Source organism: Amycolatopsis sp. NPDC058986 (genome assembly GCF_042741125.1).
In the GTDB taxonomy this organism is placed as follows: domain Bacteria; phylum Actinomycetota; class Actinomycetes; order Mycobacteriales; family Pseudonocardiaceae; genus Amycolatopsis.
Genome location: NZ_JBHYJW010000018.1, coordinates 116043 through 136451, shown reverse-complemented (window position 1 = coordinate 136451; position 20409 = coordinate 116043). Strand labels below are relative to the sequence as shown.

General features: G+C 72.4%; 22 protein-coding genes. 7 read left to right on the top strand and 15 right to left on the bottom strand.

Features of this window, described 5'->3' with window-relative positions; all coding sequences use genetic code 11:
- Positions 1–63 precede the first annotated feature (63 nt).
- Positions 64–432, top strand: a complete 369-nt coding sequence (locus ACFW0G_RS18385; protein WP_378326506.1) for an Rv2175c family DNA-binding protein — start codon at positions 64–66, stop codon at positions 430–432.
- Here ACFW0G_RS18385 and ACFW0G_RS18380 read toward each other — a convergent pair.
- Positions 401–1588 carry an MFS transporter gene (locus tag ACFW0G_RS18380; RefSeq protein WP_378326505.1) on the bottom strand — a complete coding sequence of 396 codons (1188 nt, stop codon included), beginning with the start codon at positions 1586–1588 and terminating at the stop codon, positions 401–403. The genes ACFW0G_RS18385 and ACFW0G_RS18380 overlap by 32 nt on opposite strands.
- Positions 1589–1610: 22 nt before the next feature.
- Between ACFW0G_RS18380 and ACFW0G_RS18375 the strand changes: the two genes are divergently transcribed.
- Positions 1611–2165, top strand: coding sequence for a CGNR zinc finger domain-containing protein (locus ACFW0G_RS18375; RefSeq protein WP_378326504.1), 555 nt, complete (start codon positions 1611–1613; stop codon positions 2163–2165).
- Positions 2166–2320: 155 nt separating this feature from the next.
- Here ACFW0G_RS18375 and ACFW0G_RS18370 read toward each other — a convergent pair whose 3' ends face one another.
- The 7 genes from ACFW0G_RS18370 to ACFW0G_RS18340 form a co-directional block, all read right to left on the bottom strand.
- Positions 2321–2827 carry a hypothetical protein gene (locus ACFW0G_RS18370; protein ID WP_378326503.1) on the bottom strand — a complete coding sequence of 169 codons (507 nt, stop codon included), beginning with the start codon at positions 2825–2827 and terminating at the stop codon, positions 2321–2323.
- Between the two features lie 92 nt (positions 2828–2919).
- The gene (locus tag ACFW0G_RS18365) at positions 2920–3525 is read right to left on the bottom strand and encodes an energy-coupling factor transporter transmembrane component T family protein (RefSeq protein ID WP_378326502.1); all 606 of its coding nucleotides are present in this window, start codon (positions 3523–3525) and stop codon (positions 2920–2922) included.
- A complete protein-coding gene (locus ACFW0G_RS18360; protein ID WP_378326501.1) occupies positions 3522–4196 on the bottom strand; it encodes an energy-coupling factor ABC transporter ATP-binding protein in 675 nt (224 codons plus the stop codon). The genes ACFW0G_RS18365 and ACFW0G_RS18360 overlap by 4 nt, the downstream gene beginning before the upstream one ends.
- Positions 4193–5329 carry a thiolase family protein gene (locus ACFW0G_RS18355; RefSeq protein ID WP_378326500.1) on the bottom strand — a complete coding sequence of 379 codons (1137 nt, stop codon included), beginning with the start codon at positions 5327–5329 and terminating at the stop codon, positions 4193–4195. Before ACFW0G_RS18355 ends, ACFW0G_RS18360 begins: the two co-directional genes overlap by 4 nt.
- Positions 5326–6636, bottom strand: coding sequence for an AMP-binding protein (locus tag ACFW0G_RS18350; RefSeq protein WP_378326499.1), 1311 nt, complete (start codon positions 6634–6636; stop codon positions 5326–5328). The genes ACFW0G_RS18355 and ACFW0G_RS18350 overlap by 4 nt, the downstream gene beginning before the upstream one ends.
- Positions 6636–7244 (bottom strand): biotin transporter BioY, encoded by a 609-nt coding sequence (locus ACFW0G_RS18345; protein WP_378326498.1) that lies wholly within the window; start codon positions 7242–7244, stop codon positions 6636–6638. The genes ACFW0G_RS18350 and ACFW0G_RS18345 overlap by 1 nt, the downstream gene beginning before the upstream one ends.
- Before the next feature lie 53 nt (positions 7245–7297).
- On the bottom strand, positions 7298–8062 hold the full coding sequence (locus ACFW0G_RS18340) for an IclR family transcriptional regulator (protein WP_378326497.1): 765 nt from the start codon (positions 8060–8062) through the stop codon (positions 7298–7300).
- Between the two features lie 157 nt (positions 8063–8219).
- On the opposite strand from ACFW0G_RS18340, the gene ACFW0G_RS18335 reads away from it, so the two are divergent.
- Entirely contained in the window at positions 8220–9224 is a 1005-nt protein-coding gene (locus tag ACFW0G_RS18335) for a dihydroxyacetone kinase subunit DhaK (protein ID WP_378326496.1), read from the top strand.
- A gap of 11 nt (positions 9225–9235) precedes the next feature.
- Entirely contained in the window at positions 9236–9841 is a 606-nt protein-coding gene (gene dhaL, locus ACFW0G_RS18330) for a dihydroxyacetone kinase subunit DhaL (RefSeq protein ID WP_378326495.1), read from the top strand.
- A gap of 378 nt (positions 9842–10219) precedes the next feature.
- Here dhaL and ACFW0G_RS18325 read toward each other — a convergent pair whose 3' ends face one another.
- The 5 genes from ACFW0G_RS18325 to merB all read right to left on the bottom strand — a co-directional run bounded on the left by ACFW0G_RS18325 (position 10220) and on the right by merB (position 15260).
- Positions 10220–11008, bottom strand: a complete 789-nt coding sequence (locus tag ACFW0G_RS18325; RefSeq protein WP_378326494.1) for an LLM class F420-dependent oxidoreductase — start codon at positions 11006–11008, stop codon at positions 10220–10222.
- A gap of 15 nt (positions 11009–11023) precedes the next feature.
- The gene (locus tag ACFW0G_RS18320) at positions 11024–11941 is read right to left on the bottom strand and encodes a phytoene/squalene synthase family protein (RefSeq protein ID WP_378326493.1); all 918 of its coding nucleotides are present in this window, start codon (positions 11939–11941) and stop codon (positions 11024–11026) included.
- Positions 11938–13425, bottom strand: coding sequence for a phytoene desaturase family protein (gene crtI / locus ACFW0G_RS18315; protein WP_378326492.1), 1488 nt, complete (start codon positions 13423–13425; stop codon positions 11938–11940). Before crtI ends, ACFW0G_RS18320 begins: the two co-directional genes overlap by 4 nt.
- Position 13426: 1 nt before the next feature.
- The gene (locus ACFW0G_RS18310; RefSeq protein WP_378326491.1) at positions 13427–14518 is read right to left on the bottom strand and encodes a polyprenyl synthetase family protein; all 1092 of its coding nucleotides are present in this window, start codon (positions 14516–14518) and stop codon (positions 13427–13429) included.
- 61 nt (positions 14519–14579) lie between these two features.
- Entirely contained in the window at positions 14580–15260 is a 681-nt protein-coding gene (merB, locus tag ACFW0G_RS18305) for an organomercurial lyase (RefSeq protein WP_378326490.1), read from the bottom strand.
- Positions 15261–15376: 116 nt separating this feature from the next.
- Between merB and ACFW0G_RS18300 the strand changes: the two genes are divergently transcribed.
- The 3 genes from ACFW0G_RS18300 (at position 15377) to ACFW0G_RS18290 (ending at position 19272) form a co-directional block, all read left to right on the top strand.
- Entirely contained in the window at positions 15377–16261 is an 885-nt protein-coding gene (locus ACFW0G_RS18300; protein WP_378326489.1) for a methylenetetrahydrofolate reductase, read from the top strand.
- A 42-nt stretch (positions 16262–16303) separates the two neighbouring features.
- Positions 16304–17989, top strand: a complete 1686-nt coding sequence (locus ACFW0G_RS18295) for a DUF885 domain-containing protein (RefSeq protein ID WP_378326488.1) — start codon at positions 16304–16306, stop codon at positions 17987–17989.
- Positions 17990–18363: 374 nt separating this feature from the next.
- Positions 18364–19272, top strand: a complete 909-nt coding sequence (locus tag ACFW0G_RS18290; protein ID WP_378326487.1) for a DMT family transporter — start codon at positions 18364–18366, stop codon at positions 19270–19272.
- 31 nt (positions 19273–19303) lie between these two features.
- On the opposite strand, the gene ACFW0G_RS18285 is transcribed toward ACFW0G_RS18290, so the two are convergent.
- The gene (locus tag ACFW0G_RS18285; protein ID WP_378326522.1) at positions 19304–19867 is read right to left on the bottom strand and encodes a GNAT family N-acetyltransferase; all 564 of its coding nucleotides are present in this window, start codon (positions 19865–19867) and stop codon (positions 19304–19306) included.
- Positions 19868–19872: 5 nt separating this feature from the next.
- Positions 19873–20394, bottom strand: coding sequence for a YbaK/EbsC family protein (locus tag ACFW0G_RS18280; protein ID WP_378326486.1), 522 nt, complete (start codon positions 20392–20394; stop codon positions 19873–19875).
- Positions 20395–20409: the final 15 nt, after the last annotated feature.

Here is a 20409-nt window from a genome sequence, read left to right as displayed (position 1 = left end):
GCCCTCACCGGTCACCCGTGCGCACTAGCGGGAAAAGGGACGGAATGTGGCACAGTGTCACGTGTGAGTGGGATTCCTGTCGCCGATGACATCCTCGACACCGCTGTCTCCGTGCTCCCGTTGTCGGAGGTCGCGGACGTGCTGGGGATCTCGGCCAACAAGGTGCGGCAGCTGTTGCGCGACGGTCACCTGATCGCGGTACGCCGGGGCGGTGAACTCTGCGTGCCCGGGGATTTCTTCGTCAAGGACGGGGTCGTGAAGGGCCTCGCGGGCACCATCACCGTGCTCGCCGACGCCGGGTTCAGCCGGACGGAGATGCTCCGCTGGCTGTTCACCGCCGACGACACGCTGCCAGGGAGCACCCCGGTCAACGCGCTGCGCACCAGCCACGGCACCGAGGTCAAGCGGCGCGCGCAGGCGATGGCGTTCTGACCGCCTTCCTGCCCGCACACAGCAGGTAGGCCACCGCGGCGAGTAACTGCGTGGCCGCGGCGGCGAGCAGGCAGCCGGGGACCGACCACGCCGCGAGCGGGCCCGCCACCGCCGTGCCCAGCGCGAGCCCGGTGATCTTGATGCTGGCAGCGGTGGTGAACACCTGCGCGCGCACGTGCTCCGGGGCTTCGCGGTGCCGGATCGCGAACAGGGAGGTCAGCTGCGGGCCTTGGCCGAGCCCGGCCAGCGCGGCCGCGAGCACCAGCGGGACCACACCGGGCGCGAAGGCCGACGCCGCGAAACTCGCGGCGAGGACGAGCGTGCTGGCGAGCACCGTGCGGTCCGGGCTCAAGGGCAGGGGACGTCGTGCCAGGACGACGTTGGCCAGGAGTGACAGCGCGGCCAGCCCGGTCACCAGCAGCGTGCCGTTCCCCGCGCCGCCGAGCCGGAGGATTCCCAGCAGCGGGTAGCAGACCAGGGCCATGCCGAGACCGACGAAGGACAGCGTCGACGTCGCCGTGGCGCGCAGCAGCGCCCGGTTGCGGACCAAGACGCTGAAGCCTGCGGCGAACTGCGTACGCAAGGGCGTGCCGGGCAGGGGAGACGTCCGCTTCGGCAGGCGCCATGCCAGTGGCAGTGCGGCGGCGACCAGCGCGATCGCCACCACGAGCGCGGCGGGTGCGCTCGCGAGGGTCGCGACCAGCCCGGCCAGCCCCGGCCCGGTGAGGCTCGCCGCGTTGTAGGTGATCGCGTCGAGCCTGCTCGCCCGGGGGAGCGCGGCACCCGCGACGGCGGGCAGCTGAGCCGTCCAGCCCCCGGCGATCGCGGGGTTGACCAGGCCCGCCGCGACCGCGATCGCCACCACCGCGGGAAACGGCGCGTGCCCGAAAGACGCCGTCACCAGGCCGAGGCCGCCTGCGTACGCGGCCAGCGCTCCGGTGAGCAGCCGCCCGGGCGCCGGGCTGCGGTCGAGCAGCGCGCCGAAGAGCGGACCGCCCGCGGCCGCCGAGATCGTCAGCCCGGCGAGCAGCGCCGACCCCGCGCCCGCCGAACCGGCGAGGCCGAGCAGCAGCAGTGCCGGGCCGGACAGCTCGTCGCCGGTGCGGGCGGCCGTCGCGCCGGTGAGGTAGGCGGCGAGCCGGTAACGGCTTCTCATGGGCGAGACGTTACAGTGGGATATGACCGTTCCGCACCGGGATTTCGTCGCGGGCCGCTCGGCGCGGGACGCCGTCCGCCGCGCGGTGGCGTTGCTGGACGTCCTGCTGCCCGGCGAACCCTCGCCCGCCGTGGTCGCCGATGTGCTGCGCGAGCACGGGGAAACCGACGCGGGCGAACCGTCCACAAAGGACGTCGCGGCGTTGCGGGAGGCCGCGGTCGCGCTGCGGGAGGTGTTCGCCGCCGCCGACGTCGAGGAAGCCGCCGACGTGCTCAACCGCCTCTTCGCCGCCTACGCCGGGCCGCCGCGGCTGACCGCCCACGACGCGGCCTTCGGCTGGCATCTGCACGTGGACGCCGACGACGACGGGCCGTGGGACACCTGGTTCGTGACCTCGTCGGCGCTCGCGCTCGCGGTGCTGCTGGCCGACCGGCAGGCCCTGCCCGGCGGGATCTGCGCGTCCCCGTCCTGCGGGAAACCGTTCGCGCACCTGGGCGGCGGCAGCCCGCGCCGCTACTGCTCGACGCGGTGCTCGACCCGGGAACGCGTCGCCGCCCACCGCCGCCAGCTCACGTGAGATCTCCCCCTGATCACGCGAGTTCCGCGTCTGATCACGCGAGATCTCCCCCTGATCACGCGACTCACGTCCCGCGCTCCGGCGACTTCGGTGACAGGGAGGGAGATCTCGCGTGATTGGACGGAGATCTCGCGTGATTGGAGGGAGAACTCGGGTTAGGCGCGGGTCGCGTGCATCTCCTGGAAGAGGTCGAACTCGCCGTCGGGGGTGGCGCTGAAACCTTGCCAGTGGAAGGAGTCCGGTGTGACGTCGGTGAACGTCCACCGCGAGCGCTTGCCGTCGGGGTCGGTGCCCTCCTGGATCATCCCGCCGGCGCCGTCCGGGCGGCCGGTCTGGGAGAAGTACGACGGCAGTTTCGGCGAGAACCAGGTGATCTGCCACAGCCCGGTGTTGACGTCGTACATGCGGACGGTGGTGCCGGGATACCGGCCGTGGAACTCCGGGCAGAAGAGCACGTCCTGCACCACCCGGCCGCCCAGTGCCCAGCCGAAACGCCACTCGCCCTCGGCGGTCCGCCACTGCCCGTCGGGGAAGCGGTACCGGTTGCTGATGGTCCAGTTTCCGACCAGCCTGCCGTAGAGCATCAGCGCTTCGGCGTGCTCCGGGTCCGGGCCGTCCGCCGAGAGCAGCTCCAGCATCGAGTCACGGGACGACACAGCCATCAGGACCTCAAACCTTCTACACGGGAACGCGGTGGACCGGCCAGACGATAACTCGCCCCACCGACAGTTTCCCCGCCGACAGGACGAGCGCTTCAGGTCCTGCCGTCGCCTTCGCCGCGGGCGGCGAGGGCCTCGCCGAGCTCGTCGGCGTGGCGGATGGTGCGGACCAGGAACGGCACCGCGACGGCGATCGCCGAGCGTTCCGCGCCCCGTGCCTTCGCGGCTTCGCGGACCTGCCCGGCGATTGTGGACAGTGTCGCGACGGCCTGCACGGTCAGTCCGACGAGCAGGCCGATCCGCTCCGGCCGCAGGCCGAACCGGCGCAGCGGCGTCGCGACACGTTCGATGGTCGAGACCAGGTCGTCGACCCGGGTGACGGCGGTGAACAGGTTCGCCGCGGCGAGCGCCGCCACCAGCCGCAGGCTCACCAGCCACGCGGCGTCGAGGCTCACGAGCCACCACTGCACCGCGAACACGGCGAGCGCGAACAGCAGCAGCGTCCGGAACATCCGCAGACAGCGGCGGACCGGGAGGCGCGCGAGCCCGTAGCCCGCCACCACGGCCAGGCAGATCCCGCCGAGCCACCCAGGGGAACGCAGCAGGAACACCGCCGTCGCGAGCACGAGCAGCCCGAGGAGTTTCGCCCCGGCGGGCGCGCGGTGCAGCGGGCTCGTCCCCGGCTGGTAGCCGCCGGTCACCCGATCAGCTCCCGGTACCGGCGCAGCGCCTCGTCCGGCCGGTCGTCGGCCACCACCCGTCCCTGATCGAGGACGACGACGCGGTCGAAGCCGCCGAGCAGGTCGAGGTCGTGGGTCACCAGCACGACCTGCTGCGTGAGTCCTTCGAGCCGCCGCGCGAACTGGCGTTTGTTGCGCAGATCCAGCAGCGTCGTCGGTTCGTCGCAGACGAGGACGTCCGGCTCGGTGACGAGCATCGCGCACAACGCGAGTAACTGCTTCTGCCCGCCGGAAAGGTCGTGGGCCGGGTGATCGGCGTAGCCGGCGAGGCCGAATTCGGCGAGCAGCTCGGCCGCCCGCGCCGCACGCTCCGATTTGGACAGTCCACTTCGGCGCAGCGAGAAGGCGACGTCCTCGCCCGCGGTCGGCATGACGATCTGGCTGTCCGGGTTGGTGAACACGAAGCCGACGCGCCGCCGGACGGCCCGGCCGTCCCGCACCGGATCCCGGCCGTCGACCCGGACCCGGCCCGCGCTCGGGTGGACGAGGCCGTTGATCATCCTCGCCAGCGTCGACTTGCCCGAACCGTTCGCGCCGACGAACGCGATCCGCCGTTCCGGCAGCCGCAGATCCACGTCGGCGAGGACGGTGCGGTCGCCGTAGCGGTGGCCGACACCTTCGAATTCGATCACGCCACCGTCTCCCACATCGTTGCCACGCCGACACCGCCGCCCGCCGACAACGCGGCCAGGCCCGTGTTTCCGGCGCGTCGCCGGACCAGCGTGCCGAACAGCCGCACCACGAGCACGGCGCCGGAGGCGCCCCACGGATGTCCCAGCGCGATCGCGCCGCCATCGGGGCTGACCGTGTGCTCGTCGATCCCCGCCGCGGCGAGGCAGGCCAGTGCCTGGCCCGCGAACGCCTCGTTGAACTCGACGACGTCGGGTACGCGGTCGAGGATCTTCGTCATCGCGGGCACCGCGCCCAGCCCGAGCCGGTTCGGATCGACGGCCGAGGTCGCGGAGGCGATCAGTCGCAGGCCGGGCAGCCCGAGCCGCCGGCGGACCGCCTCGCTGGTGATCACCACGGCGGCCGCGCCGTCGCTGATCCCGCAGGAGTTCGCGGCGGTGGCCGTGCCGCCGTCGGTGAAGGCGGGCCGGAACCGGGCCAGCCGTTCGGGCGTGAATCCCGCGCGGGGGCGTTCGTCCTTCTCGGCAGCGCCGAGCGGGACGAGTTCGGCGCCGAAGTGCCCGTCCCGCTGCGCCGCGATCGCCCGCTCGTGGCTGCGCGCGGCGAAGATGTCCTGGCGTTCCCGGGAAATCCCCGCCTCCGCGGCGACGAGGTCGGCGGCGGGACCCATTTCCGGGTCGCCGATCTCCGCGGGCGCGAACGGCGCGCGGGTGTAGGCCCGCGGCGGCGCGGTCGCGGATTCCGGGCGCCAGAAGCGATACGGAGCGGTGGACACGCTTTCGACGCCCCCGGCGAGGTACGTCTCGCCCTCGCCCGCGCGGATCAACGCGGCGGCCGTCGCGATCGCGGCCAGCCCGCTGGCGCACTGCCGGTCGATCGTGGCGCCGGGAACCTCCGCGCCCAGACCGGCGCGCAGCGCGCTCACCCGCGCCGTGTTGCCGCCGGGGCCGAAGACGTTCCCGAGGATGACATCGTCCACAGTGGTCAGTCCGGAGTCCGCCAATGCCGCCCGCAGCACGGGTGCGGCGAGTTCGTCCACTGTGTACCGGCGAAGCGAGCCGCCCGCGTCGCCGATCGGGGTCCGCCGGGCGGCGATGACCACAGGAACCCGTTCGTCGTTCACAGTGTTGTTCACAGTGGCTCCGCGGCGAGTTCGCCGTCCCGTAGCATCGCGTCGACGGCGGCGCGTGCCGGTTTCCCCGCGGCGGTACGGGGAAGTTCCTTGACCGCGAGCCAGCGCCGGGGCCGTTTGGCCGGTTCGAGTTCCCTGCGCGCGGCCGTCCGCAGGGCCCGCAGGACGTCGCGGGAGGTGTCCGTGGTTTCGGCCGGGATTTCGACAACGGCCGTCACGAGCGAGCCGAACGTCCGATGCGGCGTCCCGGCCACGAGGACGTCGGTGACGCCGGGAACGGCGCGCAGCACGACCTCGACTTCCTCGCATGCGACCAGTTTTCCGCCGCTGGACACCATCGATCCCGCGCGCCCGTGCACCACCAGCGCGCCGGTGTCGTCGAACACGGCCCGATCGTCCACAGTAGAGAATCCTTTGTGGACATACCGGGGCACGCCGCCGTCCAGTCGCGCGCTGTGCGCCAGCGGTGAATCGACCCACAGGATCCCGTCGCGGATCTCGACGTCCACGCCGGGAACGAGGCGCAGGCCGCTACCGCCGCGTTCCACGGCGATCAGCGAGTGTTCCGCGGAGCCGTAGTAGAACAGCGGCTCGGTGCCCGGTAACAGCTCGGCGAGACGTGCGCGGTCCGCGGCGTCGACGTGCGCTCCACCGCAGACGATCGTTTTCAGCGTGCAGGCAGCCCTCGTCTCCGGCTGCCGGTCGAGCACGGCGAGCAGTCCCGTCAGCATCGCGGGCACCACGTGCACCGACGCTGTCCGCGTCGCGGCCCGCGCGGCGGCCGCCGGGTCCCAGCGCGACAGCAGTTCGACGTCCTGGCCGCACCAGAACGCGTGCAGCGCGCCGAAGAGGAACAGCGACGAACTCAACGGCCCGGGGATCAGCACCGGCCCGTCGAGCGGACCGAGCGCGGCGAAGCTGTCCAGCCACGAATCCCTGGTCCTGGCCAGGACTTTCGGCGCTCCGCTGCTGCCGGACGTCGTCGGCAGTGCGAACCAGGTGCGGCCGTCACCGGCCGGGGTCACGCCTTCGCGCGCGATGCCGGGATCGCCGGTCACGACCAGATCCGGTGCCGCGTCGGCGAGCACCGCGGCCCGCTCCCTCGCCGACCAGCCGGGTTCGACGATCAGCGCGGCGGCGCCGACCAGATCCGCGCCGAGGAACCAGGCCAGGGTGTCCGGCGCTTCGATCGCCACTCGCGAGCCCTCGCCGATCCCGTGCGCGGCCAGCCGTTCCGCCGCGCCGTGCGCCCGGGTCAGCAGCGCGGGCGGCACCGATCCGGGGCCGGCGATCGGGGGAGTGGCGAGCATCAGCCCGTCCGTCGCGACGATCCGGCGAGCCTGCCCGGCAGTGCCCGGTGCAGCACCGAGGTGATCAGCGCGACGGCCACGACCTTGATCGCGTCGCCGGGCAGGAAGACCAGCGACTGCACGGCGGCGGCGCGCGGATCGCCCAGGTAGAAGGCGAGGTAGGGGACGCCGACGAGGTAGTCGGCGGCCAGTCCGAGCACCGCGGCGAGCAGCAGGATCGGCAGGCCGACGCGCTTCGCCCGTGTCACGATCGCGCCCGCGACCAGCGCGGAGAGGATCCAGCCGAGGAGGAAACCGCAGCTCGGGCCCAGGAACGGCGCGATACCGCCGCGGCCGCCGGAAAGCAGCGGGAGGCCGATCGCGGTGAGCGCGAGGAACAGCACGACGGCGGCGGTGCCCCGCCGCGCGCCGAGCACGCAGCCAGCGAGCAGCGGCCCGGCGTTCTGCAGGACCACGGGTACGCTCCCGCCGCCGAGGTACAGGCCGGGGAAGACGCCGAGTACCGCGATGAACCCGGCGAACACCACGGTGGTCGCGAGGTCGGCCGCGGGCAGCGTCCGGCGCGGGCCGGGTTCGTTCCCGTCGTCGGGGGTCTTCTCCGTGTGCACAGGGGGAATCTAATACTGGACGCCGAAGGGCATACGCCGCGTGGTGGTGAGTGTCACCCCGGCGGCACCGGCCAGCGTGTCGCCCCGAGCTCGCGGGAAATCGCCCGTGCCGCGTCGCGTACCGCGCCGGCGACGGGCTCGAGGGCGTCCCCGGCAGGCCACTCCTGCGCCGGGACGACGACGCCGATCGCACCGACGACCGTGTCGTAGCCGTCGAAGACCGGCGCGGCCAGCTCGCATTCGCCGATGACCGCTTCCTCCCGTTCGGTCGCGAAGGCGTGTTCGCGGATCTCGTCGAGCTGGGTGCGCAGCTGCTCCGGGCCGGTCACCGTGTCCCGGGTCATGCTGTGCAGTTCCCCCAGCTGGGCGTTGGCGGTGTCCGGGTCGGAGAACGCCAGGATCGCCTTGCCGAGCGCGCTGGCGTGGACCGGGATGGTGATGCCGACCTCGGGCATCTGCCGGGACCCGTCCGGGCGTGGCTCGTGGTGCACGATCAGCACCTCGCCCGGGAGCAGGACGCCGGTGCGGGTCGCGTACCCGGTGCCGCGGGTGACCTCCGCCGCCCAGGACACGGCGCGGGACCGCAGCTCCAGCGTGTCGAGGTAGACGTTGCCCAGCTTCAGCGCGCCGGGACCGAGCCGGTAGTGGCCCGAGGCCCTGTCCTGCAGCACGAATCCGTGCGCCTGCAGGGTTTTCACGATTCCGTGCACTGTGGACGGTGCCAGCTCCAGCCGTCCGGCCAGCTCGGACAGGGACAACCGCCGCGAGGACCGCAACACGCCGAGGATGCGCATCGCCCTGTCGACGGACTGGATCATCGTCCGTCCTTTCGCGAGGCCGTCATCCGCACGCACTTTACAACAGCGGCGAGGCGACCTATGGTCATCGCACATTCGATAATGTCGAATGCATTGCGACTATGTCGTTAAGGCGACGTCGTTCGAGTCGCTGGTCGAAATGCGCGAGGAGGCGCCCGTGGCGGTACGGCAGCTGATCAACGACCCGGCCGAGTTCGTGCCCGAGGCCCTGGCGGGGTTACAGCGGGCGCATCCGGACCTGATCCGGTGGCACGAGGACCCTGCCTACGTCGTGCGTGCCACCGGCGTGACGACGCCGAAGGTCGCGCTGGTTTCCGGTGGCGGTTCGGGCCACGAGCCCCTGCACACCGGGTTCGTCGGCGAGGGCATGCTCGACGCGGCCGTGCCGGGCGCGGTGTTCGCCAGTCCCACCGCGTTCCAGATCAAGGCCGCGATCAGCGCCGCGGACCGCGGCCGGGGCGTGCTCCTGATCGTCAAGAACTACACCGGGGACGTGCTGAACTTCCGCATCGCCGCCGAGCTGGCCGCCGACGAGGGTGTCGAGGTCGCCACCGTGCTCGTCGACGACGATCTGGCGACCGACGGCCAGGAGGAGGGCGGTCCGGGCCGGCGGGGGACCGCGGCGGTGGTCGCGGTGGAGAAGATCTGCGGCGCGGCGGCGGAGCGCGGTGCCACGCTGGCCGAGCTGGTGGAGCTGGGCACCCGCGTCGCCGGGTCGGCGCGCACCCTGGCGCTCGCGCTGGCGTCCTGCACTCGGCCGGGCCAGTCGCGGCCGTCGTTCGAGCTGCCCGATGACGAGATCGAGTTCGGCGTCGGCATCCACGGCGAGCACGGCATCGGACGTCGCCCCTTCGGCCCCGCCCGCGAACTGGTCCCGCAGCTGGCCGCGCCGATCGTCGAGGCGCTGGGCCTCGGAAGCGGCGACGGCGTGCTCGCGATCGTCAACGGGCTCGGCGGCACGCACGCGCTCGAACTGTCGGTGGTGCACCGGGAGCTGGCGGCTTTCCTCGACGACGCGGGGATCGTCCTCGCGCGGTCGCTGGTCGGCTCGTACGTCACGTCGCTGGACATGCGCGGGTGCTCGATCACCCTGCTGCGGGCCGACGACGAACTGACCGGGTTGTGGGACGCGCCGGTGCGGACCCCGGCGCTGACGTGGTGAAGGAGCGGAACATGTTCGGAACGGCCGAGACGCGGACCTGGATCGACGCGTTCATCGCGGCGGTGCGCGACCGGGGCGATGAGCTGACCGAACTCGACCGCCGCGCGGGCGACGGCGACTACGGCACGAACCTGCGCTCCGCGGTCGAGCGCGCGGCGGCCAACCTCGAAGCGGACGCGCCGGAGACCCCGGGCGCGGTGTTCACCGCGGTGGCCAACGCCTTCCTGCACACCGGCGGCACCAGTGGCCCGTTGTTCGGGATGTGGTTCCGGGAGTTCGCGAAGGCCGTCGGCGCGGAAGCGACCGTGGCGGTCCTCGCCACGGCGGCGGACAACGCGCAGGCGGCGGTGCGCCGGCTGGGCAACGCCGAGGTCGGGCACAAGACCATGGTGGACGCGATGGTGCCCGCCGCGGAGGCGCTCGCCGCCTCGGCGGCCCGCGGTGACGACGTCCGCAAGGCGCTCGCCGCGGCGGCGGCCGCCGCCCACGAAGGCGCCGCGTCCACGGAAAACCTGCTGGCCAAACGGGGCCGGGCCAGCTACGTCGGCGAACACGCCCGCGGCGTGATCGACCCCGGCGCCCTCACCGTGGCCTGGTTCTTCGACGCGGCCGCCTGACCTCGCGACGTTCCGTGGGGGCCTCCTCGAAGGACTCAGAGTCCCGCGAGGAGGCCCCCGCGGACCTCGACCTCCACTGGCCCGCTTCGTGTGGCCGCGGTTCTGTCGGTCCCCGCCGCTAGGGTCGTATTCGGGGGCTCTCAGGGGGTGCCGAAACTTCCGTTCGCGGCGAAGCGGCTCCGTCCTTTGTGGACATGAGTGCCGTGAAGGACCCCTTACGGGCACTGAGCGCCGGTAAGGAGTCCTTCACGGCCCTGGGAACGCGCGGTGGGTGCGGGGGTGTCCCGAATCTTCCGTTCGCGGCATGCCAGGTCGCTGAAGGCCACCTCGAGCGACTCCAGGTTCCTCGAGGTGGCCTTCGGCGCACGTGGCGGACCACTAGCCGTTTTGCTTGTCCCGCCAGGCGATCCACGACTTGAGAGGCTCGAGGTCGTAGGCGGGGCCGTTGGCCTCGACGGTGAACAGCGAGACGCCGAGGTCGCGCAGCCGGGGTCCCAGTTCGTCCGGCCCGGCCTTCACCCCGACCGAGCGTTCGATCTCCGCCGGGTCCCTGCCGATCGCGGCGCAGTGCTGGTCGAGGATCCCGACCTTGCGCTCGACGATCTCCGGGTCGCCGAAACCGTGCCAGATGTCCGCGTGCTTCGCGACGAGCCGCAGCGTCTTCTTCTCGCCGCCACCGCCGATCATCGTCGGGATCTTGCGGGTCGGCGCGGGGTTCAGCTTGCCGAGCCTGTCCTCGATGCGCGGCAGCGCTTCGGCGAGGTCGTCGAGCCTGCCGCCCGCGGTGCCGAACTCGTAGCCGTACTGGTCGTAGTCCTTTTCGAACCAGCCGGAGCCGATGCCCAGGATGAGCCTGCCGTCCGAAATGTGGTCGACCGTGCGGGCCATGTCGGCGAGCAGTTCGGGGTTGCGGTAGCTGTTGCACGTCACCAGCGCGCCGATCTCGACCCGCGAGGTCGATTCCGCCCAGGCGCCGAGCATGGTCCAGCACTCGAAGTGCTTGCCGCCGGGGTCGCCGGTGAGCGGGTAGAAGTGGTCCCAGTTGAACACGATGTCGACACCGAGGTTTTCCGCCTCGCTGGCCGCCCGGCGGATGTCGGCGTACTCGGCGTGCTGTGGCTGGATCTGCACGCCGATCCGGATGGGCCTGTTCGATGCTGTGGTCATGATCCTTAGCCTAGGTCACGATCCGCGTGCCCACATCCGGATAAGACGGGGCAGCGCGACGACGAGCCGGCGTCGCGCCGGGACGATGGCGCGGCGGTGGAGCACGTCGTAGCCGAGCCGCTCGATCTCGTCGAGAATGCCCTCGTACAACGTGATCGCGACGCGCACGCACGGCCGGGATTCGGGACGCAGCAAGGGAATTCCGGACTCGGCGCGCCGGTAGACCGCTCGCGTCCTCGACACCGCGAACGCGAGCGCTTGGCGGATCCTCGGATCGGACACCCGCCGTCGCCTGCAGTGGACCAGCAATTCCCGGTCGACACCGAACGCGGCGAGTTCCTCGGCGGGCAGGTAGAGCCGCCCTCGATCGAGGTCTTCGCCGACGTCGCGCAGGAAGTTCGTCAGCTGGAACGCTTCGCCCAGCGCCGCCGCGGCCGGTTCCGCTTCGGCGCACGGAACGACCGTGCCGAACACCGGCAGCATCTGCAGCCCGATCACCTCGGCCGAACCGTGGACGTACTCGGCGAGGTCGGCGTAGGTGGCGTACTCGGTGACGGTCAGGTCCATCCGCATCGAGTGGAGGAAGGCGTCGAACAGCTCGCGCCGCAGCGCGTAGCGCGCGACGGTGTCGGCGAGCGCCGCCAGTACCGGGTCGCCGGGCCTGCCGCCGTCGAAGACGATCCCGACCAGATCGGCGACCTTGTCCAGCGCGACCGCGGGGTCAGTGCCCGGCTCGGGGTTGTCGACCAGCTCGTCGGCCATGCGCGCGAAGCCGTACAGCGCGTGGACCGCGGGCCGCGCGTGGGCGGGCAACAGCCGCGTGGCGAGGAAGAACGTGCGTCCGTGGTGGGCGTTGATCCGCTCGCACTCCGCGTAGGCCGCCCGCAGTGCCGGACCGCGCACCCCGGCCGCGTCCAGCTCCCGGGCACTCACCGGCGAGCGACCCGTCCGGTGATCCGTTCGGCGGCCAGCCGCCCGGAGATCACCACCGGCGGGATGCCGACGCCCGGGGTCGTCCCGCAGCCCGCCAGCACGACGTTGCCCGCCGCCCGTACCAGGTTGGCCGGGCGGAACGGGCCGGTCTGGGTGAAGGTGTGCGCCAGCGAGAAGGGCGTGCCCGCGGCCAGCCCGCGCTCGGCCCAGTCGTGCGGCGTGAGCATCTCGTCGAGCGCGAAGTCCGTGGCGAATCCGGTGAGCCCGCGGGCTTCCAGCGTGCGCAGCAGCTCGTCGCGGTAGGCGTGCCGGACCCGCGGCCAGTCGATCCGCCCGCGCCGCAGGTTGGGCGCCGGGGCGAGCACCGAGACGATCTGGCCGCCGTCCCCCGCCAGCCCGGGATCGGTCGCGGTCGGGCGGGTGACCAGCAGCGACGGGTCGGTCATCAGCCTGCCCTCGCGGATGATCTCGGCGAAGGTCCGGTCCCACTCCCGCCCGAAGAAGATCGTGTGATGTCCCAGCTCCGGCCAGGCGCGCCCGGCGTGCCCGTGCAGCACCACCGCGGACGGCGAGAACCGCAGGGGCAGCGGACGCCGGGGCCGCGCGCCCAGCAGCCGGTACGCGGCGGTGAGTTCGGTCGCGAGCACGACGGCGTCGCACGGGATCCGCTCACCGGACCGGGTCCGGACCGCGCGTACCCGCTCGGAGACCCGTTCCAGCCACGCGGCCTCGGTGCCGAACCGCAGGTCGGCCCCGGCGCGCCCGGCGGCGTCGGCCATCGTCCGGGCGAGGGCGCCCATCCCGCCCGCCGGGTAGTACACGCCACCGACCGTGTCCATGTAGGCGATGACGCCGTACGCGCCGAGCGCGCGGTTCGGATCGAGCCCGGCGTAGAGCGCCTGGAACGAGAACAGCCGCCGGACCCGTTCGTCACGCACGAATTCGCCGATACGCGGGCCGAGCCTGCCGAATCCGCCGAGCCGCGCGAGTTTGACCAGCTCCGGGCGCACCAGATCCAGTGGCGAGTCGAAGTTCGCGCCGATGAAGTGGTCGCGCTGGACGGCGTGCAGCTCGGTCAGCCAGCGGCGCAGCCTGCGGTATCCCGCCGCCTCGGCCGGGCCCGCGAACGCGCGGATCTCGGCCTCCATCGCCTCGCCGTCGGTGTGCAGCGCGAGCGAACTGCCGTCGGCGAAGCGTGCGTGGTAGGCGGGGTCGAGCTTCGTCAGGGTGAGGTTGCCCGACAACGATTCGCCGACCGCGGCGAAGGCCTCGTCGAGCAGTTCCGGCATGGTCAGCACGCTCGCGCCGGTGTCGATCGCATTGCCGCCGAAGTCGTGCTGGCCCGCTCGCCCACCAGGGACCTTGTCCTGTTCGAGCAGGGTGACCCGGCGGCCGGCGCCGAGCAGGTGCAGGGTGGCCGAGAGCCCGGCGAGCCCGGCGCCGATCACCACGACGTGCTCGCCGGGACCGGTGGTCGTGCGCATGTCAGTGCGTCCGCTGGGTCGCTTTGACGACGAGTTCGGTGAGTGCCGCGGGCGCGGGCTCGGCCAGGTGCGCGCGGTCGAGCGCGGCCATCGCGGTGCCGGTCAGCTCGTCGATGCGCCGCTCGACGGCGGCCACGGCGCCGACGCCTTCGAGCGCCTCGCGTACGGAGTCGACGGCGGTGTCGGTCAGCTCCGCGTTCCCGATCGCTTCGGCTACCACGCGTCCGGTGGCGGTGTCCCCGCGCTCCGCCGCGAGCTGGAGGCCGAGCGCGACGAGCAGCGTCCGCTTGCCCTCGCGCAGGTCGTCCCCGGCCGGTTTCCCGGTCACGGACGGGTCGCCGAACACCCCGAGCAGGTCGTCCCGCAGCTGGAAGGCGACGCCGACGTCGCCGCCGAACTCCAGCAGGGTGGCGATGAGCTCGTCGTCGGCCCCGCCGAGCGCGGCGCCGAGGTGCAGCGGGCGCTGCACGGTGTACGCGGCGGTCTTGAGCTTGTCGATCTTCAGCGCGGCTTCGGGCGAGGCGTCGCCAGTGGCCTGGGTGCGGACGTCGAGGTACTGCCCGGCCAGCACTTCGGTGCGCATCGCGCGCCACGCGGGCCGGGCGGCGGCCATCGTGGCGGCGGGCAGCGGGGCGTCGGCGAACATGTCGTCGGCCCACGCCAGCGCGAGGTCGCCGACCAGCACGGCGGTGGCCAGCCCGAACGTCGCGGGCGAGCCGAGCCAGCCGCGGTCGGCGTGCAGCTTCGCCGAGGCGATGTGCACGGTCGGGGAGCCGCGGCGGGAGTCCGAGGAGTCGATCAGGTCGTCGTGGATCAGCGCGCACGCCTGGATCAGTTCGAGGCTCGACACGGCCTGGAGCACGCCCTCGGCGTCCGGCCCGGCCGGATCCCCGCCCGCGCCCCGCCAGCCCCACCAGGCGAACGTCGGTCGCAGGCGCTTGCCGCCGCCGAGCACGAACCCGCTCAGCGCCTCGATCCCGGCGTGCACGCTCGGCTCGGTGCGCACGATCTCCGCGCCGGCGCGGCCGAGGAATCCGGCCAGCGCACGCTCGACGTGGGCGGGCAGATCGGCGTCGGACACGGGCGTGTTCATACCGTTCATCCTCACCGACGGGTGTGACCGGCGCCGCGCCGGGTGCCCCCGGATGTGGCCCTCACCGCTCCCAGAACGCGCCGCGCAGGCCCGCCTCGGCGAAGTATTCGGCGGCTCGCGCCGGTTCCCGGCGGCGATACCCGTATTCGAGACGTCCCGCGTACCAGCCCTTCGCCAGCCGCCACAGCGTCGCGAGATCCATGACGTAGCCCTTGGCGTGGCCCGTTTCCGCGAGCCAACCGTCCACACAGGACTCCGCGCAGAACAGCCGCTGGTTGCCGCAGGTGCGCAGCACGTCGTCCCACATCCGCGCGGCGGGGACGAGGAAGTGCGCCACCTGTTCGCCTGCCGGCGGCGCGTCGCGGCCGACGACCAGCGCGTGCGGCTCCCCGCAGCCGGGGCAGCGGGTGGCCACCAGCACCTCGGGCTCGTGCGGGACCAGGTGCGGGATGGCGAAGGAATCCCACGCGCAGCCGCCCCACCACAGGGTGTGCTCGCCCATCACGGAAAAACCGAGGGGAACGGCGGCGAACGGATGGGCCAGCACGACGTGTTCACAGTCGTCGAGGACGAGGTGATGCGCGTCAGCGAGCCGGTGCAGTGCCTGTTTGGCGACCGCGAGTGAGCCGCCCGCCGCGTCGGCCAGTTCCGGCGCCGTCGGCTGGCGCCCGTACGCCGCGAACGCCCGGTAGACGGCCACGCGGACGTGTTCGTCCCAGCTCTCGTCGTCCTCGCTGCTCATGCTCACTCCCTCGGACCGAGCCTAGCCCAGCGCCACCTCGGGCGAGACTCGAAAACAAGTCCAGTCGCTGGGAGGGGACTCCCAGGAGGCGGACATTTCCCTCTACCATTTCCGGTATGACGTCGGTGATCGAGCGGCTACAGGGCGACGGGCCCGCCTTTTCCATCGAGTTCTTCCCGCCACGGGACACGGCGGACGAGGCCGTGCTGTGGCGGGCGATCCGCGAGCTCGAACCGCTGGACCCGGCGTACATGTCCATCACCTACGGCGCGGGCGGGTCGAGCCGGGACGGGACGATCCGCAGCATCGCGCGGGTCGCCACCGAGACGACCCTGGTGCCGATGGCGCATCTCACCGCGGTCAACCATTCGGTGTCGGAACTGCGGAACGTGATCGGCTGGTACGCCGCGGTCGGCGTCCGCAACATCCTGGCGCTGCGCGGCGACCCGCCCGGCGACGTCTACGGCGACTGGGTGCCGCATCCCGAGGGGCTGACCTACGCCGAGGAACTCGTCGAGCTGGTCCGCTCGCTCGGCGACTTCTGCGTCGGGGTTTCGGCCTTCCCCTACGGGCACCCGCGGTCCGCCGATCTGGAGTCCGACACCAAGTACCTGATCCGGAAGTTCCGTGCCGGGGCCGATTTCGCGATCGCCCAGCTGTTCTTCGAGGCCGAGGACTTCCTGCGGCTGCGGGACCGGGTGGCCGCCGCGGGCTGCGACGCGCTGGTGCTGCCCGGCATCATGCCGCTGACCACGCCGCGCACCCTGCACACCCAGATCAAGCTCTCCGGCGCGCCCGCCTCGCAGCGGCTGCTCGACCGGCTGGAACCGCTGTCCGGCGACCCGGCCGCGTTCCGCGCCGCCGGGATCGACGCGATCACCGAACTGTGCGAGCGGTTGATCGCCGAAGGCGTGCCGGACCTGCACTTCTACACGTTCAACCGGTCCAAGGCCACGCGTGAGGTGGTGGCCAGGCTGGGGCTGGTCCCGGCCCGTGCTTAAGTCCGTTCCGCCGGTCGCCACCAGGCCGGTAGCGTGCCGGACATGGCTTCCACCGAACAGGACGTGCACCGGATCTGCGACCGGTACGTCGACGACTACGCGGCCGCGGACCCGGTCCAGGCCACCATCCTCGGCATCACCGGTCACGACGACCAGCTGACCGACTACTCGCCGGACGGGTACGCGACCAGAGCGTCCCTCGGGGCGAGGGCACTGGCAGCGGTGGAAGCGGCCGAACCCGGCGACGCGGGGGAGCGGGCCGCGAAGGCGGTGTTCACCGAGCGTGTCGGGCTGGAGCAGGAGATCCACGCGGCCGGACTGGACGTCGCGGCGCTGAACGTCATCTCGAGCCCGGTGCAGGAACTGCGCGTTTCGTTCGACCTGATGCCCGCCGGCACGCCCGAGCAGTGGGCGACCATCGCGGCGCGGCTGCGCAAGGTGCCCGAAACGCTGACCGGCATGCGGCGTTCCCTGCTCGCCGGGGCCGAAGCCGGGCAGGTGGCCGCGCTGCGGCAGGTCGGCAAGGTCGCGGAGCAGTGCGAAACCTGGGCCGGGCTGAAGGACGAAGAGGGCTTCTTCGCCGGACTTGTGGCCAACGCGGGCGAAGTCGGCGACGCGTTGCGCGCCGACCTCGGCCACGGCGCCCGCGTCGCGCAGGAGGCGTTCGCGGAGTTCGCCGGATTCCTGCGTGCCGAGCTGGCGCCGCGGGCCCCTGCCAAGGACGCCGTCGGCGAGGACGTCTACAAGCTGTGGTCGCGGTTCTTCATCGGCGCCGAGCTCGACCTGCGCGAGTCCTACGAATGGGGCTGGGCCGAGTTTTCCCGCATCGAGGCCGAAATGCGCGAAGTCGCGAACCGGATCAAGACGGGCGCGACCGTCGGCGAAGCCGCCGCCGTGCTCGACGCCGAGCCCCGTTACCGCGTACGCGGCCGCGCCGAATTCGAGGCGTGGATGCAGAACCTGTCCGACGGAGCCCTGAATTCGTTGCGGGGCAAGCATTTCGACATCCCCGACGCGCTGATGGGCCTCGAGTGCAAGATCGCCCCGCCTGGCGGCGGCGTCGGCGCCTACTACACCCCGCCCAACGAGGACTTCAGCCGTCCCGGGCGGATGTGGTGGTCCCTGCCCCCCGGCAAGGAGGAGTTCGTCACCTGGCGCGAGGTCAGCACCGTCTACCACGAGGGCGTGCCGGGACATCATCTGCAGATCGCGACCGCAGTGTACCAGTCGGCCTCGCTGAACAAGTACCAGCGGCTCATGGCCTTCACCTCCGGGCACGCCGAGGGCTGGGCGCTCTACTCCGAGCGGCTCATGCAGGACCTCGGCTACCTCGCCGACGACGGCGACCTGCTCGGCATGCTGTCCGAACAGCTCTTCCGCGCCGCGCGGGTCGTGGTCGACCTCGGTATGCACCTGGAGCTGGAGATCCCGGCCGGGACCGGGTTCCACGAGGGCGAGCGGTGGACCCCGGAGCTGGGTCTGGAGTTCATGCTCACCCGGACCGTCACCGACCAGGCCCACGTCCGCGACGAGATCGACCGCTATCTCGGCTGGCCCGGCCAGGCTCCGGCGTACAAGATCGGTGAGCGCCTGTGGCTCGCCGCCCGTGACGAGGCCCGTGCCCGGCAGGGCGCCGCCTTCGACATCAAGCAGTTCCACACCCACGCGCTCCGGCTGGGCGGGATGGGCCTGGACACCCTCCGCGCCCAACTGGCCACTGTGGACTGACCGGCTGCTCCGTGGGTGGCCCGCATCCGGCACCTCGGGACGCCGTGCCGTTCGCGACTTGCCGTGAAGGACTCCTTACCGGCGCTCAGTGCCGGTAAGGAGTCCTTCACGGCCCCGCGAGAGTGACCACGGGCACGGCGAAAAGCGCTGGCCGCTCGTCGGTGCGGCTGATTAAAGTTCCGCCCGTGCATCGGATCTTCCTCGTCACCCCACCCCCCGCCTCCTGAGCGGGGTGTGTGAGCCCGCGCGGCGAACGGCCGTGCGGGCGGCCGATGCTGCCCATCGGTTCCGCTGAATCCGGCCGGTCCGGTCGCTGATTCCCCACGCCCCGCCTCGTCGAACGTCCCTTTCCTTCGACGCTGGAGCGTTTCCCGATGTCCGTTTCCGTTGCCCTGCCCGCGCGTGCCCGCTCGTCGGCCGCGCTGCTGTTCGCCGGTGTCCTGTGGGGAACCGGCGGCCTCGCCGGTTCGCTGCTCGCCTCCCGTGCGGGCCTGCATCCGTTGTCCGTCGCGACGTACCGGCTGCTCGTCGGCGGTCTCGCCGGCGGCCTGTACGTCGCGCTGTCCGGTGGATTACGCGGAATTCCCCGTACCGCAGGGGTGTTCCGCAGGCTGCTCGCCGTCGGCGGTTTGCTGGCGCTGTTCCAGAGCTGCTACTTCGCCGCCGTGTCGCTGAGTTCGGTCAGCATCGCCACGATGACGACGATCGGTGCCGTGCCGGTCCTGCTCACGATCGCCGACGCGGTGCGCGGGCGGCGGTTCCCGCGCGGCTGGACGCTCGTCTCGGTCGGCGGTGCCGTCGCCGGGCTGGTCCTGCTGCGCTGGTCGCCGGGCGGGACGGGCGACCCCGCCGGGACCTCGGCGGGCATCGGGCTCGCCCTGGTGGCCGCGGCCGGGTTCGTCGCGCTGACGCTGGTCACCGCGCGCCCCGTCGATGGCCTGGAACCGTTGCCCACCACGGTGTTCGGCTGCCTGGCAGGCGGTGTGCTGCTCAGCCCGGCCGCCGCGTGGTTCGGCATGGGGCTGCCCGCGCGCATGGACGTCCTCGCGCTGGTGTGTTACTTCGGGATCGTGCCGACGGCGCTGGCCTACGCGGCGTACTTCCGGGGGCTGACCGGCGCGCATCCGGTGCTCGGCTCGCTGGCGGCGTTGCTCGAACCGCTGACCGCGTCGGTGCTGTCGGTGCTCCTGCTCCACGAACGGCTCGGCGCCGTCGCGTGGTGCGGGGCGGCACTGCTGGCCGGTGCGCTGGTCGTCGGCTACTGGCGGCCCGAACCACGCTGACCTTTGGCGGGGCCGTGCCGGGGCGGCCCCGCTAACGCGGCTCCAGCGGCAGCGCGCGGCCGAGGATGGCGAACGGCCGGGGATCGCCGGCGAAGTGGTAGTCCCGCAGCACGTCGGCGAACTCGAGGCGGCGATAGAGTTTCCACGCCCTGCTGGTGCCCTCGGGAGTGGACAGCAGCACGTTCGCGCTCGGCACGCCGTCGAGCAGCCTGCGCAGCAGGTCCTCGCCGATCTGCTTGCCCTGGTTCTCCGGGCGGACGTGGATCTCGGTCAGCTCGAAGTAGTCCGCGAGCCACCGGTCGGCCTCGGCGGGGCCCGACCGCCGGGTCAGCCCGTGCCGCACCTGTTCGTGCCACCACTGCCCGGCACGGCCGGTGTAGCCGTAGGCCACCCCGAGCAGGACGTCGTCGGAGTCCAGCGCGGCCACGCACCGCCAGCCCGCGCGCAGCGCGTGGGTGAGCCACATCGGCGCGCGCTGCTCGGCGGTGCCCTCGGGATAGTGCATCGCGTTCACGTAGATGGACAGCGCCTCGGGCAGCCGGGCGCGGAACTCGTCCGCGGTCAGCTGGACGTAGCGGGCGACACGGGACGACATCGCGGTCACGGCCGCCCATCCTCCCCCTCGGCGGCTACCGCGGCCGGGATGCCCCCGGTCAGCGCGACCAGGCCGGCGAACGTCGTGGGGTAGACCGACTTGGGGTGTCCGGCGGCGGCCCACACCACGGCGTGCTCCTCGAGCGCGGTGTCGACGAGCGTGGTCAGCTTCGCCGGGTGCCCGACCGGGGCGACGCCGCCGATCGGCTGCCCGGTGTGCGCCCGGACGAAGTCCGCGTCCGCCTTGCCCACCTCGTCGGCACCGACGAGCCGCGCGAGCCGATCGGTGTCGGCGCGGTGGCCGCCGGAGGTGAGCGCCAGGAGCGCCGTCTCGGCGTCGCCGGTGCGGGCCCGGAAGATCAGGCTGTTCGCGATGGCGGCGACCGGGACGCCCAGCGCTTCGGCGGCCTGTGCCGCGGTGCGGACCTCCGCGGGCAGGACCCGGATGCCGTCGGCCGCTTCCGCCTGGCCGGCTTCGGCGAGCGCGGCGGCGACTTTCGCGACGGCGGGGTGGTCGAGGCTGCTCATGACCTCAATGAGATC